Raw genomic sequence first — 14,824 nt, 5'->3', positions numbered from 1 at the left:
ATCAGCGGTAGAGCGCGTCGATCTCGGCGGCGTACTTCGCATCGATCGGCTTGCGTTTGAGCTTCATCGTGGGCGTCACCGTGTCCCCGCCCGGCTCCCAGATGTCGGGCAGGATCGTGTACTTCTTGATCTGCTCGACGCGCGCGAGCGTGTGGTTCGCCGCCGCCATTCCGGCGTCGATCTCGGCCATGACGACCGGGTGCGCCGCCAGTTCGGCCACCGATGTCGTTGCGAGTCCGCGCTTCTCGGCGAACGCGGCAACGGCCTCGGGGTCGAGCGTCACCAATGCCACGATGTAGGGCCGTTGTTCGCCGATCGCGACCACCGAACCGATCAACGGGCAGGCCACGGCGACCGAGTTCTCGATATGCGTCGGGGACATGTTCTTGCCCGAGGAATTGATGATCAATTCCTTCTTGCGATCGACGATCGTCACGAACCCGTCGGCATCGACGGTCCCGATATCGCCGGTGTGCAGCCAGCCGTCGGAATCGATTGCCTCGGCGGTCTTTTCGGGATCGCCGCGGTACCCCTTCATCAGCATCGGACCGCGCACCAGCAGCTCGCCGTCCTCGGCGACCCTGATCTCGGCGCCCGGCACCGCGCGGCCGACCGTCCCCACCCGAATGTCGTCGGGCCGGTTGACCGAGGCCGCCGCGGTCAGTTCGGACATGCCCCAGGCCTCGCACACCGTGATACCGAGCCCCAGCATGAACCGATGCACTTCCGGCGGTATCGGCGCGGCGCCGGACACACCGATGCGGACCTGGTCCAGGCCCAGCTTCTCGCGCACCTTCGACAGCACCAGTGTGTCGGCGAGCAGATGCTGCGCCCTCAGCACCAGCGGAACCGGCGCCCGATCCGATTCCCGGCGCGCCTTCTCCTGCCCGGTGGTCAGCGCCCACCCGGCCAGTGCGCGCTTGATCGGGCTCGGCTCAGCGGCCACCGAATCTTCCAGGGCGGCCTTGACCTTCATCCACATCTGCGGAACACCGACGAACATTGTCGGCCGCGCATCACTGAGGGCCTCCAGCACCTGTTTGCGGTCGGCAACGGTCGTAATCTGCACGCCCCGAAGCAGATTCGCGTAGTGCGCGATCCATCGGTTCGCCGCGTGGGCATCGGGCAGGTAGGACACCACACGGTCGTCCGGTCCGCAGCCGCCGAGCTCATCGATCAACAGCGCGTTGGCCAGGAAATTCGCGTGGGTGAGCTCGACACCCTTGGGCATGCCGGTGGTGCCCGAGGTGTAGACGATGGTCAGGACATCACCCGCGCCGACCGCTCGCCAGGTGGCGTCGAAGTCGAAATCCTTTGCGGGCGCGGCCTCGACAGCCGACAGGCTGAGGGTGCCCTCCGGCTCACCGTCCACGCAGATCACATGCTCGACCTTGCCGCCGAGCGCAACGGCCGCGAGAATCGCTGGTACGAACTGCTTCTCGCAGATCACCACACGGTTCTCGGCATTCCCGAACAGGTACGCCAGCATGTCCGGCGGGTTCGTGTTGTACATCGAGAACGGTGTCGCCCCGGCGTGCAGCACCGCGGCATCGCACACATGGAATTCGGGCCGGTTGGTCAGCATCAAGGCGACGGTATCCCCCGGCCGCACCCCGAGACCGGCCAATCCGGCTGCGACAGTGCGTACCCGGCTGCCGTACTCCCGCCAGGTCAGCCGGACGGCATCACCCGCGGTGCGCAGCGCCACCCGGTCGGCGAATCGCGTCACATTCAGCTGAAACGCCTCGCACAAGGTACGCGGCGCGGCGGCAATGGTTTCTATCACTCTGAAATCTCCCGCTTATCCCACTCGATGGTTCCGGCCATCGAGCGTCGAATCGAGGAACCGCAGCACGTGCGCGGCAAGTCCTGAGGGGTCATCGAGCTGAGGGCAATGCCCGGATTCCGGCATGACGATCAGCGTGCTACCGGGGACGGATTCGTGCAGCCGCCGGCTGGCGTGCACCACGCACCGCCGTACAGGCGCCGAGCGAATTGCCGATCACGACCGCAGGCCCCACCTCAGCGAGCAGCGCATCGGCGAAGGCGTCGAGCCGGGGCACGATCATCGCATCCGGTTCACGAGCGTCGGCCGCACCGAATCCGGGTAGGTCGACGGCGATCGCCGCTCGCCCTGCCGCCTCGAATTCGGCCATCAGCGCACGCCAGGTGTCGGCGCTGTCCATGAATCCGTGCAGCAGGACCAACGGTATTCCGCTACCGGCGACCGAAAGCACCCGCGTGCGCACGCCGTTGTAGGACGCGCGGGTTTCGGTGATCATTTCCCCAGTAGCCCCTTCGCGATGTGGGTCACCTGGACTTCATTGCTGCCGGCGTAGATCATCAGCGACTTCGCGTCCCGCGCAAGCTGTTCCACACGGTATTCGCTCATATAGCCGTTGCCGCCGAACAGCTGCACCGCGTCCATCGCCACGTCCGTGGCGGCTTCGGAGCTGTAGAGCTTGATCGCCGAGGCCTCGGCCAGATTCATAGGAGTGCCCGCCGCGCCGAGCTCGATGGCGCGGAAGATCATGTTCTGCACATTGATTCGTGCGATCTCCATTTTCGCCAGCTTGAGCTGGATCAGCTGGAAGTCACCGATTCGCTTGCCCCACAACTGACGTGAATTCGCGTAGTCGATGCTCAGGCGCTGGCACTCCTCGATGATGCCCAGCGACATGGCCCCGACGGCGACGCGTTCGAAGACGAAGTTCGCGCGGGCGCTGGCGCGACCGTCGCCGTCCTTGTTCTCCTCGGTCTCCCCGAGCAGCCGGTCCTTGCTCAATCGCACATTGTCGAAGGACAATTCGCCGGTCGGCGAGGAGTGCATCCCCATCTTGCGGAAGGGCTTGGACTGCGTGAGCCCGGGCATCCCGGCATCGAGCACGAAGGTCAGGACCGGCTGCGACCGCTTGTCCACGCCGGTGCCGTCATCGAGCTTCGCGTAGACGACGATGGTGTCGGCGTAGGGACCGTTGGTGATGAAGGTCTTGTTCCCCCTGAGGATGTAGTCCTCGCCGTCGCGTTTGACGGTGGTTCGCATGCCGCCGAACGCATCCGAACCCGCATCCGGTTCGGTGATCGCCCAGGATCCGACCTTGTCGAAGGTCAGCAGATCCAGTGCCCACCGCTCCTTCTGGGCGGTGGTGCCACGGCTCATGATGGTCGCCGCCGCCATGCCGACGCTGACCCCCGCGGCGGTGGAGACGCCCATGGCAACCTTGCAGATCTCCGAGAACGCCGCGAATGCCATCGACATCGGCATCCCGCCGCCGGACTTGTTCTTCCTGGACGGCAATATCTCTTCACCGCCGGCGAGTGCGGCGGCCTTCGCCTTCTCCCTGGCAATGGTCTTGACGAAGTTCTCGCGCGACATATCGGCGATACCGAAGGCGGCGAACATCTTCCGGATGATCTCGTACGGCGGCAGATCGCCATGTTCGAGCTCATCGATATTGGGCCGGATCTCTTGATCGATGAATCCCTTGATGCTGTCGCGGATCATCAAGTCGGTCTCGGACCACTCGATCATGGCGTACTCCCTTGTACGAGATACTGATTCAGTTGGGCAGGCGAGCGGCGATATCGTCGATCAGCCACGGGCCTTCGGCCTCGATGGTCTTCACGTCGTGCCAGCCGGCGAGAGTCGAGATCGCACCGCCCTGCACCGCGAAGACCTGACCGGTGAGCGGGCACTTCTCCGTCGCGAGATAGGCCACGACCGGCGAGATATTGGCAGGACTGAAGTAGTCGTACTCGCCCTCCTCCACCTCGGCCGAGAAGATCGCGCCCATACCGGGAGTGGCCTCCGTGAGCCGGGTGCGGGCGATCGGCGCGATCGCATTCACCCGCACGCCGTAGCGCTCGAGCTCATCGGCGGCGACCAGTGTCAGTGCGGCAATCCCCGCCTTGGCCGCACCGTAATTGGTCTGCCCGGCCTGCGGCACGGTGATCCCCGAAGCCGACGCCGTATTGATGACGGCGGCATTGGGCTGATTTCCGGCCTTGGACTGCGCCTTCCAGTAGGCGGCCGCGTGATGCAGTACCGCCGCATGACCCTTCAGGTGGACCGCGAGCACCGAATCCCACTGTGATTCCGTCATGGCGGCGAGGAAGCTGTCACGCAGAATGCCCGCGTTGTTCACCACCACATCCAGACCGCCGAATGCGCTGATCGCCTGCGCCACCAATGCTTCCGCGCCCGCCCAGGTGGCGACATTGTCGGTATTGGCGACGGCCTTGCCGCCCGCCGCGATGATCTCGTCCACTACTTCCTGCGCGGGCCCCGCGTCGGAACCCTCACCGGTATTGCTGCCGCCGAGGTCATTGACGACGACCGAAGCGCCTTCCCGCGCGAAAAGCAGCGCGTGCTCACGGCCGATACCGCGCCCCGCACCCGTGATGACGGCGACGCGCCCTGCCAGTGCACCCATGGTTCTTCACTCCTCGTCAGTACGAAAGTTCTTGCGCGCCAAGCGCTGAAGGTTGGTGTCGCCGCGGCACACGGACTGTCACGTGTGCCGCGGCGAGTATTCAGTCCGCGATCTCGGCCAGGCCGTCGGTGATGGCGAAGTCGTCACCGCGAGCGGTCTCGAAGGCGTATGTGGTCACACCGTTCTCCGAGCCCTTGCGCCAGATGCGGGTCTCCAGATCGTCGCCGGGGATGACCATCTTCGAGAAGCGCACCGCGAATCGCTTGAGCCGGTGCACATCCGAGCCGCCGACCTGCGTCAGCACGGCCCAGGAGGTGAAGGCCATGGTGCACAGGCCGTGCGCGATGATGCCGGGCAGACCGGCGTCCCTGGCGACTTCCGCGTCCAGGTGGATCGGCATCGGATCTCCCGAGGCGGGTGCGTACCGGAATGTCTGGTCCGCGTCGACGTGCTGCACGAGTGTGGCCAGCGGCGCGCTCTCGCGCAGGCTCGGATCGAACCTATGGCCCGGGGTGAGTTCGCCCTCGATCTTGCCCGCATCGAAGCCGCGGAAGAACATCGTCACGTACTGCTCATTGACGAGTTCACCCGATTCGGTGCGGCATTCGATGAAAACCGCTGCGCGAGTGCCGTTCTTCAGGCCCTCGTAGCCGGTCATCTTGGCCCGGGAGATCAGCACATCTCCCGGCTCGATCGGCCGATGGAAGCGGAAGTCCTGCTCGCCGTGCACACCGCGCGCGATCAGCTCCAGCGGCACCACGTCCAGGGCCGGGTAGAGCATCGAGTCGAACACCGGGACGATGGCGAAGACCGGCGGCGCGAGATCGCCGCTCAGGTGGGCCTCGATCGGGTCGTTGGTCGCCTTCGCGTACTCGACCAGGCGTTCACGTTCGACCGTGAACTTCTCCTCGTCGCTCCACACATTCAGACCGGCATCGTCGAATGCCAGTTCTTCCTCGGACATCGTTACCGTCCTTCCGATTCCGCGGATCAGGCCGCTGCGCCGACGGCGAGCTGGTCGAGCTGCGTGACGGACTTGTCCAGCTGCTTGCCGAAGTCCTTCTCGACGGCCTTACCGAGCGCGCCCTTGATCAGCGCGCCTTCGAAATCGCCGATGACGGAGAACTTGGATCCGCCCGCGGCGGGCTCGACGAGGAAGGAGAACTCGACCTTGACGCCTGCCATACCGGTGCCCGCGAGAGTGATCTTCGATCCCTCGTCGTATGCGGTGATATCCCATTCGAGCTTGTTCGCCATACCGAGCATGACGATCTTCTCGACCAGCTTGGTGCCCAGCGAGAGGGTGGCCGGGGGCTGCTCGAGCCAGCCGTCGTGAATGGTGAACCACTTGTCCCACGTCTGCGGGTCGGAGATGACGCTCCACACGGCGCCGGGGGTGGCGGAAAGGTCCTTGGTAGCTTCGACGTGTCCCATTTATGTTCTCCTCGTTCAGATTTCGGTGGCGTTCAGCGCAATGCCGGATGACGCTTCACGGGCTCAGCCCAGTGTCAAATGACGCTTCGCAGGCTCAGCGATCCGCGCGCTGATAGGCGGTCACGACAGCAGCGCCGCCGAGCCCGATATTGTGCTGCAGCGCAGCGGTCACGTTCTCGACCTGACGCTTGTCGGCGGTGCCGCGCAGCTGCCAGGTCAGCTCGGCGCACTGCGCCAAACCCGTTGCGCCCAAAGGGTGTCCCTTCGAGATGAGCCCGCCGGACGGGTTGACGACCCAGCGACCGCCGTAGGTGGTGTCGCCCGCGTCGATCAGGGCGCCGGCTTGGCCCTCGGCGCACAGGCCCAGGGCTTCGTACAGCAGCAGTTCATTGGCGGAGAAGCAGTCGTGCAGCTCGATGACCTGGAAGTCCTCGGCGCCGAGACCGGACTGCCGGTACACCTGCTGCGCGGCTTGCACATTCATGTCGTAGCCGATGATGTTCTTCGCGGTGCCGTCGAAGCTGGACTCGAAGTCGGTGGTCATGGCCTGACCGACGATCTCGACCGCCTGGCCCGCGAGCCCGTGCTTGTCGACGAACGCTTCGCTGGCGAGAATCGCCGCACCGGAACCGTCGGAGGTCGGCGAGCACTGCAGCTTCGTCAGCGGGTCGTAGATCATCCGCGAGCCGAGGATTTCGTCGAGCGAGTACTCGTCCTGGAACTGCGCATACGGGTTGTTCACCGAATGCTTGTGGTTCTTGTACCCAATCTTCGCGAAATGCTCTGCGGTGGTACCGAATTCCTTCATATGCTCGCGGCCGGCGGCGCCGAACATCCAGGGCGCGGGCGGGAAGAGCACCTCGGAGATCTGCGCCAGCTTCTCCATATGGTTGGCCATCGGCTGTTCGCGGTCCTCGTACATGGTGCCGAGCGAACCCGGATTCATCTTCTCGAAGCCGAGCGCCAGCGTGCAATCCGCGAGGCCGCCCTTGATGGCACGGGCGGCGAGATAGAGCGCGGTGGAGCCTGTCGAGCAATTGTTGTTGACATTGGCGACCGGAATACCGGTCATGCCGAGCTCGTACACCGCGCGCTGCCCGGAGGTCGATTCGCCGTACACATATCCGACGTAGGCCTCCTGTACCTCGCGGTAGTCGATGCCCGCATCCGCGAGCGCCTTGGTGCCCGACTCCTTCGCCATCTGCGGGTAGTCCCAGGCGCTGCCGTCCTCATTCTTCCGACGACCGGGCTTCTCGAACTTCGTCATACCGACACCGACGACATAGACCTTGTTCGCCATCGAACACCTCCTGCTACTTGACCCGAACCTGCCGCCGAGGCGCGGTGTTGGGATTTCTCGTTAACATACTCACCTGCATGTAAGATGGCAATATTGCACCCCAAAGGGCCGAACAGTTGATGTATGTGAATATGAATTAGTGCATGTCAGATGTATTTGCGCATGTCGCCACGGCGCCCGCGCGCCGCCGTAGGCTCCGGGACACCCGCACCCATCAGCACCGCGCACCCTCCCGAGCTACGGCGGGCAGACGATCACTTGGCGGGTGCGGCGGCAGCCGGATCGGCTGCCTGCAGCGGCTGCAGCGCGGGGGCGTCGAGCTTGCTGACCAGCCAGTGGCCGTCGACCTTGTCCAGCGACGCCACCAGCGAGATCTGGCTCGGCACCGGTTTTCCCTGAGTGCCGAGGCTGCTGATGGACACGCTCATGGCGACGACCACATCCGCGTGGGTGTCGCTCACGGTCTCGACACCGCATCGCGCGTCCCGGTTCTGGGATTGGATCTTCGCCTGGACGATCACGTCTTTGAGCTCGTTACTGGTCTTGCCGAACTCGGTCTTGAAATCGCCGGTGGCGCCGGCCAGTACGGTCGCGACGTAGGTGTCGATGCTTTGCGCGTCGTAGTTGGTCAGAGCCTTCGCATAGGCGCAGGCCGCATCGCGCGCGGAGGACTGCGCATCGAGGGTGTCCCGGCTGCTGTGCTCGCGGGAAAATGCCAGGGCGGCAAGGGCACTCGGCACCAAAATGGCCAGTACCAGGGCGCCGATTCGAACAGGCCGAGACCACTGGCGCTGCGCCGCGGCCGTCCCGGATTCCACACTCCCGCTCGTGACGGTGTCCTGCGCGGCGCCGGGGACGCCGGCCTCCAGAGGGTCGTGCACGCCATCCGGCTCCGGCTCGGTCACCGGGGAGATGGACGTATCCTCCGGCGGCGACGAGGCCGTCGGTTCTTCCGGCGGATCGGTCGGTTCGGCGGATTCGGTTCCGGTGGAGGTCATCTGGTTCTCACTCGTGGTCGAAGTTGTTGCCGGGCAGGGAGTGCGCGGCAGGTCAGCGTGGTGCGGTTCCGGTGTCGACCGGCATCGAACCCTCGTCCGGGTCCACGCCCGGCGGGCGGGCCGCACCGTTGTCCGGCGAATCAGGCCGCGGCGCATTCGCCGAACCGCGAACCTGCAGCGCGGGATTATTGGTGACGCAGTAGTTCCAGCGCCGGACGGTCGGACCACTCAGTTGCGTCGGCGATACCGGCACGGTCTCGTATTCGCAGGTGGGGCGCGGCCAGATATCGACGAGCGTATTGAATACGCCGTCATGGATCGGCACCCCGAGTGCGCCGGCGCCATCTCGCAAGGCCGGGAACAGTTCCCGGATCGCGGGTGTGCGCAGCCGGGCCGAGCGGGCGATCGCCAGGAAGTTCGTCGCGAGATTGGTGACCGGATCGGAGGTTTCGCTCAGTACTCCGCCCAGGGTGGCAAGCTCGCCGGGTCCGAGGTCGAGCATGCGGCGCAGTTCGCCGTCGGCGGCGGTGAGCTGCTCGAACAGGGTGCTCGAATTGCGGGTGAGGGTGGCCAGGTCCGGCTGGATCTGTGCGGTGGTGGCCGCTATAGTGCGCAGATTTTGTAGCAGCGCAACGGTTTGCGGTAGCAGGTTGTCCATGCCGACGGTGAGGGCGCTGATCCCGGAGACGAGGTTGCGCAACTGATCGGGTCCGCCGCCGAGCGCCTTGTCGAGCTCGGTGATGATGGTCTGGAAGCGATTAGGGTCGGTGGCCGGATCGAGCTGGGCGATCAATGCCTCCGAATTCTGCAGCACGTCCGCGATCGGCACCGGGGTGGTGACGTCCTTGGCGAGGATCACCGCGCCGTCCGACAGGTACGGGCCGTCGTCGGACGTCGGACGGAAGTCCAGGTACTGCTCCCCCACCGCCGACAGTGACTGCACGGCAACGATTCCGCCCGCGGGGACGCGGGCCGAGGAATTGATCTGCGCGAGCGCCTCCAGGCCCGTGGCCGTCAGTCGGATCGAGGTGATCCGGCCGATGCGGTAGCCGCGCAGGGTGACGTCGCTCTTGTCCATCAGCCCGCCGGAGCGAGTCAGCTCGATCCGGACCGTATAGGTATCGCGCAGCGGGTTGATATCGGCGAGCCCTGCGAACAGGTAGGTGCCGCCGAGCAGCAGCGCGAACACCAGCCCGAGATTGGTCAGCAGCACCTTGCGCCGCAGCAGATTTCGCAGCACGGTCATCGCTGCCCCCCTGTCACGCGGGCGTAGACCCGTTGCAGCACATCGAGCAGACTGCCGGTGAAGGCATTGGCATCGGTGCCGTCTGGCACTTTGCTGCCCGGGTCGTAGAGCGCTCCGATACCGAGGTAGGTCGCGGTGCCGTAGAAGGCCATCGTGTTGCCGCGCAAGGTGCTCAGCAGTTTCGGCGTGACCTCGTGCAGGGCGTCGAGGGTGCCCGCGAAGTTGTCGCCCATGCGGGCCAGGCTGGAGGTCAGCCGCTCGGTACTGTCCAGCAATGCCGACAGGTCGCTGGTCGAGGTTTTGGCGAAATCGTCGAGCGCGGCGCTGGTGACCGCGATCTTGCCGAGCAGATCGCCGATCTTCTTGTTGTCGTCGGCGATCGCACCGATCATGCCCGGGACGGTGTCCGCGGCGGCACCCAGTTCGGCACGGCGCTGCTCGAATTGTGCGAGCACGCCGTTCATCTGCCCGAGCAGACCGTCGAACTGATCGGAGCGCTGGTTCAATGCCGTTGTCACGGCGGTCATTTCGGTGATCAGATGCGAGAGCACCGGTCCGCGACCGGCGACCATCGAATTCAGCTCGGTGGCCACATTCGCGATTCGATTCAGCGCACCGCCGTTGACCAGCGTGGCGACCGACAGCAGCAGGTCCTCCACCGAGGCGCCCGCCGAGGTGTTCTGCTGCCCGATCGTGTCACCCGGATGCAGCAGTTGCTGATCGGGTGCGCGCGGGGGCAGCGTGATCGCGACGAACACATCGCCGAGCGGAGTGGCCTGCCGGAGTTCGGCCGTCGCGTTCACCGGCAGCCGCACATCCCCGCGAATGCTCATCCGGACGTCGGCGAGGAAATTCCGGGTCGAGATCGCGGTCACCTCACCGACATCCGAGCCACCGATCTTGACGTGGGCGGATGCGGGCAGATTGAGCGCATTGCCGAAGATCGCGTGGATGGTGTAGCCGTCCGAACCGACGCCCGGCCGGGGCAGCGGCAGGTTCTCGACGGTCAGGCCGCACCCGGTCATCGAGCCGAGCGCGACGGCCGCCAGCACGGGCGTCAGCAGGCGAGTACGAGTGGAGATCATTTGTCACCCGTCAATCCGAGCAGGAGTGCGGTGAGGCCGAAGTCCGGTCCGAAGTCCGACACCTTGCCGGTGCGGCAGCCGTCGGAGCGCATGTGGATCCTCGAACAGAACACGCTCAGCGCCTCACCGTCGAGCAGTGATTTGTCCACCAGGAAGTGCAGCCGGATCTGTCCCTGATCACGCATCGCGGTGTTGTCGAGATTGCGGAACAGCAGTGGCGTGACATCGACGATCTCGATCAGATTGCGCGCATTGTCTTTCAACTGACCGGTGGTGGCGGTGAGTCCGGTCAGCGCATCACCGAGCTGTCCACGACGCTGCTGCAGCACCGCGGAGGTGTTGGCGAGGAAGTCGTTGAGCTGAGCGAGCACCGCCTGCATGCCGGGCGCCTGGTCCGCGAGTAGCTGGCTCAATTGCGTTGTCTGGCCGCTGAAGTCGCGGACCGCCTGATCATTGCCGGCGATGATCTGCGTGATGTCGTTGAGCCGGACCACGATTCGGGAGATGGCGTCGCCGTTGTCCAGGCCGAGCTGCACCGACTGCGACAGCGCGGTGATCGTCTCCCTGATCTTGTCGCCATTGCCGCTCAGCACCTGCGCGAGCGCCTCCCCCGACAAAGATCCCTCGGCGCCGCCTTTGCTCTTCAGCGAGGTGGCGATGCCGTCCACCGTGGCCAGCACCCGGTCCAGATCGACCGGAGTCCGGGTCCGCGCCGGGCCGTCCATTCCGCACGGCGCGCCGCACGGAATATGGTCTCCGTCAGCGAGTTTCGGACCCTTTCCGGAGTAGGCGGGTGCCAGTTCGATGTGCCGGTTGGTCACCAGCGACGGCGAAAGCGTCGCGGCGATGGCATCGGCGGGAACCGGAGTGCGGGCGGTGATCGTCATCGACACGGTGACGTAGGTGCCGTGTGCCACGATCTTGTCGATCTGGCCGATCTTCAATCCGAGCAGCGAGACGTCATTGCCCTCGTACACACCGGCGATATTCGCGAAATCGGCTGTCACATGGATCTTGTCGGCAAAAGGCCCGTGTTCGGCGAGCACCCCGCAGCCTCCCGTCGTCGCGGCCGCGCACACCGCCGCGACGGCCATAGCGATTCGGCGCAGTCTCATCACCGGCACCCCTCGATAATCGGAGCCCCGGGCACGCCGCAGAGCATCTGGTCGGTAATGGGCCCCCAGGGCGCCCACACATCGCCGTAGTTGCCATTGCCGAAGGCATTGTTGGTCTGGCGCACCGCAATCGGCATGACCTGCAATAGCTGGTCGAGCTGCTGCCGGTTCTTCTCCAGGCCCGCGCTCATGGTGGCCAGCTGGGTGATCATCGGGCCGAACTGCTCATCGTTCTCCGCACCGATCTGCTGGAACTGGCGCGAGAGCGCGGCCATATTGTCGAGCAGGCTCTGCACCATCTGCTTGCGCTCATTGACCCGGTCGCCGATCGCGCCGGCCTTCACCATGATGAGCAGAATGTTGTTCCGGTTGTCGTCGAGAATGCCCGAAACCTGGTCCAGGCCCTTCACCAGCGCTTCCACCTGACCGCGCCGGGCATCGATGGTTTTCGCCAGGGCGCCGACGCTATCGAGCGCGGTCGCGGTGAGCTGCGGCGAATCGCCCAGCTGTGTGCCGAGGACGCCGATCATGTCGGCGACCTTGCCGGTGTCGATTCGCTCGAGCCGATCGAACTGCGACGGGTAGTCCGGGTCCTGCACGATCTTGGCGAGATTGAACGGGACCACGGTGTGCGACAGCGTAATTCGACCGCCCGGCAACCCGTTTCCGCGACCTGTCACCAGCCCGACGTAGGTACCGCCGAGAATCGTCGAGGTCTTGATCTCCGCACTGGCATCGGGCCCGAACGCCAGCCCGCTGTCGACGTGCAGGGTCGCCAGCACGTGATCGCCCTCGATCTCGGCGCCCACGACCCGGCCCACCTCGATGCCCGCGACCCGCACCTTGTCACCGGACTTCAGGCCTGCCGCCTGCGCGAACTCGGCGAGCACGGTCTTGTCCCCGATACCGAGCTGGTTGTACACGCTCGATCCGATCAGCAGTGCGGCGACAACGAGCGCGCCGAGCAGCCCGGTCCGCCGATGCCGTTTGATCGGCGAGTCGGTGCGCAGGCGGGACATCAGTCCGGCCGGTCGAAACCGGGCCGGCCGCTTCATCGTCGGCATCTTCATCGGCACACCTCCGAATGACGGTCGCCCAGCACGGAATTCAAGATGGCGGGCAGCATCCCCGGCGGGAACAACACGCCGTACAGGGAGACGTCGAGCTCACACGCATAGGCATTCGCATACGCGCCGTTCTCGGTGAGATGCGACAGCCCGAGCAGAATCTTCGGCAGGTCGATCGCGGCCTGGTCGAGTTTCGCGCCATTGCCGATCAACAGGTCGAAGGCCGCGGTCGTGGAGTTCTGCGCCGCACGCACCCGGGACTGGACCTGTCCCACCATGTTCGCGACCGAGCCGGTGGCATCGGCGACCTGCTGAGTCGACTGCAACAGGGCCTGGCCCTGGGCGTGCAGCCCGGTGACCAGATCGGTGGTCCGATTGATCAGTGAGTCCAATTGCCCTCCGCGCGCGGCCAATCCGGTGATGACACCGCCCAGGTTGTCGATCACGTCGCCGAGAATCTGGTCGCGCTGCTGAAACTGGGCGGCTACGGCGGCGGCCTGGGTGATAAAGGCGCTCAATGACACGTTGTCGCCCTGCAGGGCCAGGATCAATGTGTTGGACAGCGAGTTGATCTGATCCGGCTTCAGCGCACTGAAGAGCGGTTCGAACCCGCCCAGCAGCGCGGACACATCGAAAGAGGGCTCGGTCTGGAACGAACCGTCCGCTGCGTGCAGCGGAATGGTCCCCTTGTCGGCGAGCGGTGCACCGCCGCCCTTACCCGGCGCGAGCGCGACATAGCGCTGACCGATGAGATTCTGATAGCGAATCATGGCTTTGGTATCGGTGAACAGCGACTGAGTGCGCTGCACCTGGAATGCGACGCGGGCATTGTGATCGTTGTCGAGCGACACCGATTGCACTCGGCCCACTCGCACGCCCGCCATCCGCACATCGTCACCGGGGTGCAGTCCGTAGGCATCGGAGAATGTCGCCGAATAGTCATTGGTGTCGCCGGGGACGGTGCGCTGCAACGTCGACCAGACGATCCACGTGACCAGGACGGACGCAATGGCGAACAGGCTGAATCCGATCAGCGGTTTACGGTAATTCATTGTCCCGGGCCTCCTTCCGAGGTGTCCTGCGGGGCCGCAGCGCAGCTCGGCCCGGTGAGTGCGCCGTAGCGCGGGCAGTCGGCGGCGGTGTAGGGCCGGAACGGGGTCAAGGACACCGCGATATTCCACTGCCACATCAATTTCCCGCCGGCGCCCTCGTGGAAGGTCGTGGAGAACTTGCGCAGGGTGTCGCTGAAATTGACCATCGACTGCGGTAGCGCGTCGGGATCGGCGGCCAGCGCACCGAAGGTGTCGGCCAGCCCGCCGACCAGTTCCTTGCCGGTGTTCGGATTGCGCGCGAACAGTCCGTTCACCACGTCGACGGTGTTGCTCGCACCGGTCAGTAGCGCGGTCAGCCGATCCCGGCGATCCGCGATCGTGCGCGCGGTGGCAACCGATTGACTCAGCACATCGACCAGTGCCGGCGCGGATTGATTGAGACCCGCTGCGGCAGTGGTGAAGTTCTGCAGATCCGAGGCGATTCCCACCTGATCGACCGCGGTGAGCCAGCGATCCAGACGCTCGAGCGTCGAACCCGGCATGCGGGCGCTCCCGTTCAGCGCGTCCGACAGCGAGGTCAGAATCCGCCCGAGCTTGTCCGGATCGAGCTTGGTCAGGACATTGCGGAAGGTCGTCAAAGCCGACTGCAGCGCAACGGTTTCCTTGGTCCTGTCCTGCTGGACCACGGTGCCCGAGGTCACCGGCTGCGCGGGACCGTTGTCGAGCAATTCGATGGAGGTGACCGCGAAGATGTTCGCGGGCACCACTCGCGCGGTGACGGTGGACGGAACACCCTCGGCGTACTCGGGTTTCAGGTCGATCGCGACCCGCTGGATATCACCGGTCGCGGCGACCTCGGAACTCTGCACCCGGCCCACGGTGAGCCCCCGGAACTTCACATCCGAGCCGGCTGGTAGTCCGTCACCGGTGGAGGTCAGCTCCGCGACGATCGGCACCTTATCGGTGAAAACGCCGCCGTAGCGCAGCAGCAAAAGCGTGGTGGCCATGGAGATCACCACAATGAGCGCGACTCCGGCGAGCAGCAGCTGACGGCCGGTGGGGCCGCGACCACTGGGATCCTTGATCATCTTCCG

At 65.2% G+C, this 14,824-nt stretch carries 14 protein-coding genes; all 14 read right to left on the bottom strand.

Annotation, left to right across the window (positions count from 1 at the left end):
• Position 1 precedes the first annotated feature (1 nt).
• Positions 2-1,783, bottom strand: a complete 1,782-nt coding sequence (locus tag ABZX86_RS23070) for a long-chain fatty acid--CoA ligase (RefSeq protein WP_355126862.1) — start codon at positions 1,781-1,783, stop codon at positions 2-4.
• Positions 1,784-1,925: 142 nt separating this feature from the next.
• Positions 1,926-2,282, bottom strand: coding sequence for an alpha/beta fold hydrolase (locus ABZX86_RS23065; protein ID WP_355126560.1), 357 nt, complete (start codon positions 2,280-2,282; stop codon positions 1,926-1,928).
• A complete protein-coding gene (locus tag ABZX86_RS23060) occupies positions 2,279-3,532 on the bottom strand; it encodes an acyl-CoA dehydrogenase family protein (RefSeq protein ID WP_355126558.1) in 1,254 nt (417 codons plus the stop codon). Before ABZX86_RS23060 ends, ABZX86_RS23065 begins: the two co-directional genes overlap by 4 nt.
• Positions 3,533-3,560: 28 nt before the next feature.
• Positions 3,561-4,433 carry an SDR family oxidoreductase gene (locus ABZX86_RS23055; RefSeq protein ID WP_355126556.1) on the bottom strand — a complete coding sequence of 291 codons (873 nt, stop codon included), beginning with the start codon at positions 4,431-4,433 and terminating at the stop codon, positions 3,561-3,563.
• Positions 4,434-4,533: 100 nt separating this feature from the next.
• Positions 4,534-5,397 carry a MaoC/PaaZ C-terminal domain-containing protein gene (locus ABZX86_RS23050; RefSeq protein WP_355126554.1) on the bottom strand — a complete coding sequence of 288 codons (864 nt, stop codon included), beginning with the start codon at positions 5,395-5,397 and terminating at the stop codon, positions 4,534-4,536.
• A gap of 26 nt (positions 5,398-5,423) precedes the next feature.
• The gene (locus ABZX86_RS23045; RefSeq protein ID WP_355126552.1) at positions 5,424-5,867 is read right to left on the bottom strand and encodes an SRPBCC family protein; all 444 of its coding nucleotides are present in this window, start codon (positions 5,865-5,867) and stop codon (positions 5,424-5,426) included.
• A 94-nt stretch (positions 5,868-5,961) separates the two neighbouring features.
• Entirely contained in the window at positions 5,962-7,167 is a 1,206-nt protein-coding gene (locus ABZX86_RS23040) for a lipid-transfer protein (RefSeq protein ID WP_355126550.1), read from the bottom strand.
• Positions 7,168-7,421: 254 nt separating this feature from the next.
• The gene (locus ABZX86_RS23035; RefSeq protein ID WP_355126548.1) at positions 7,422-8,165 is read right to left on the bottom strand and encodes a hypothetical protein; all 744 of its coding nucleotides are present in this window, start codon (positions 8,163-8,165) and stop codon (positions 7,422-7,424) included.
• A 52-nt stretch (positions 8,166-8,217) separates the two neighbouring features.
• Entirely contained in the window at positions 8,218-9,411 is a 1,194-nt protein-coding gene (locus tag ABZX86_RS23030) for an MlaD family protein (protein WP_355126546.1), read from the bottom strand.
• Entirely contained in the window at positions 9,408-10,496 is a 1,089-nt protein-coding gene (locus ABZX86_RS23025; protein ID WP_355126544.1) for an MCE family protein, read from the bottom strand. The genes ABZX86_RS23030 and ABZX86_RS23025 overlap by 4 nt, the downstream gene beginning before the upstream one ends.
• Positions 10,493-11,611, bottom strand: coding sequence for an MCE family protein (locus ABZX86_RS23020; protein ID WP_355126542.1), 1,119 nt, complete (start codon positions 11,609-11,611; stop codon positions 10,493-10,495). The genes ABZX86_RS23025 and ABZX86_RS23020 overlap by 4 nt, the downstream gene beginning before the upstream one ends.
• Positions 11,611-12,681 carry an MCE family protein gene (locus tag ABZX86_RS23015; protein ID WP_355126540.1) on the bottom strand — a complete coding sequence of 357 codons (1,071 nt, stop codon included), beginning with the start codon at positions 12,679-12,681 and terminating at the stop codon, positions 11,611-11,613. Before ABZX86_RS23015 ends, ABZX86_RS23020 begins: the two co-directional genes overlap by 1 nt.
• Positions 12,678-13,730 carry an MlaD family protein gene (locus tag ABZX86_RS23010; RefSeq protein WP_355126538.1) on the bottom strand — a complete coding sequence of 351 codons (1,053 nt, stop codon included), beginning with the start codon at positions 13,728-13,730 and terminating at the stop codon, positions 12,678-12,680. Before ABZX86_RS23010 ends, ABZX86_RS23015 begins: the two co-directional genes overlap by 4 nt.
• Entirely contained in the window at positions 13,727-14,818 is a 1,092-nt protein-coding gene (locus tag ABZX86_RS23005; RefSeq protein WP_355126536.1) for an MCE family protein, read from the bottom strand. Before ABZX86_RS23005 ends, ABZX86_RS23010 begins: the two co-directional genes overlap by 4 nt.
• Between the last annotated feature and the right edge of the window lie 6 nt (positions 14,819-14,824).

Origin of the sequence: Nocardia sp. NPDC006630, assembly GCF_040611495.1 — a bacterium.
Classification (GTDB): Bacteria; Actinomycetota; Actinomycetes; order Mycobacteriales; family Mycobacteriaceae; genus Nocardia.
The sequence above is the reverse complement of the archived record's forward strand: the minus strand, read 5'-3'. Positions and strand labels throughout refer to the sequence as shown.